A 717-nucleotide genomic window follows, 5' to 3' on the forward strand; every position below is an offset into this window, starting at 1 on the left:
TTTGTTCTATTTGTTTGATGCGTTGGTAAAGTTCTAAATTCTCAGGTGTATTGATGCGATGTTTCTCTGCCGCTTTTAGCAAGTACCCAGTGATAAAATCAATTTCGGTCGGGCGCTGATGAAACACATCTTGCCTCATTGAAGAATAGTTCTCAGACGTTGCCCGCACCACTTGCATAATGGTCTCGAAAAGTACGTCGAACTGCGTCGCAATGTCTTCCTTATTCATCACTTCGACAAGTTCTTTCGTGATGTTTTTCAAGGTGTCTTGAAAATCACCGTGTGCAAGGTCGCCATTTTTACATTGATGCAATGCTGTAAGCGGGTTGATTGCACAGTTTATGGCGAGTTTGGTCCACAATGCGGCATTGATGTTTGGGTTCCAAACAACTTCTGGTAAAGCGTGCTGCATAACATCTTGCAAAAACTGGCATTGAGCGCCAGATGCATTAAAGCCGCCAACTTGAGTGATGCCTTGCCCCGTGTGCATTACGAGTTCTTTATTCGGCTTATAAGCACCATGGGTTGTGGTTGCGATAACGACGGGATTTCCGGATAGCATCTCTTCTACCTGCTCGGCCGTACCCATACCATTGTGCATAAGCATAACAATGGCATCGCGATGAATGTGCTCAATAAGAGGTTTAAGTGCAGTGATCACTTGCCACGCTTTCACCGTGACCAAAATCAAATCCGCTTGTTGTAAAGAGGGAATAT

1 protein-coding gene is annotated in these 717 nt (G+C 44.6%); it reads right to left on the reverse strand.

The window, feature by feature from the left end:
* The coding region (panE, locus tag R7Z47_RS24825) for a 2-dehydropantoate 2-reductase (protein WP_318130760.1) at positions 1–717 on the reverse strand (717 nt) is incomplete at both ends.

Source organism: Vibrio sp. 1641 (genome assembly GCF_033339995.1).
GTDB lineage: Bacteria > Pseudomonadota > Gammaproteobacteria > Enterobacterales > Vibrionaceae > Vibrio > Vibrio alginolyticus.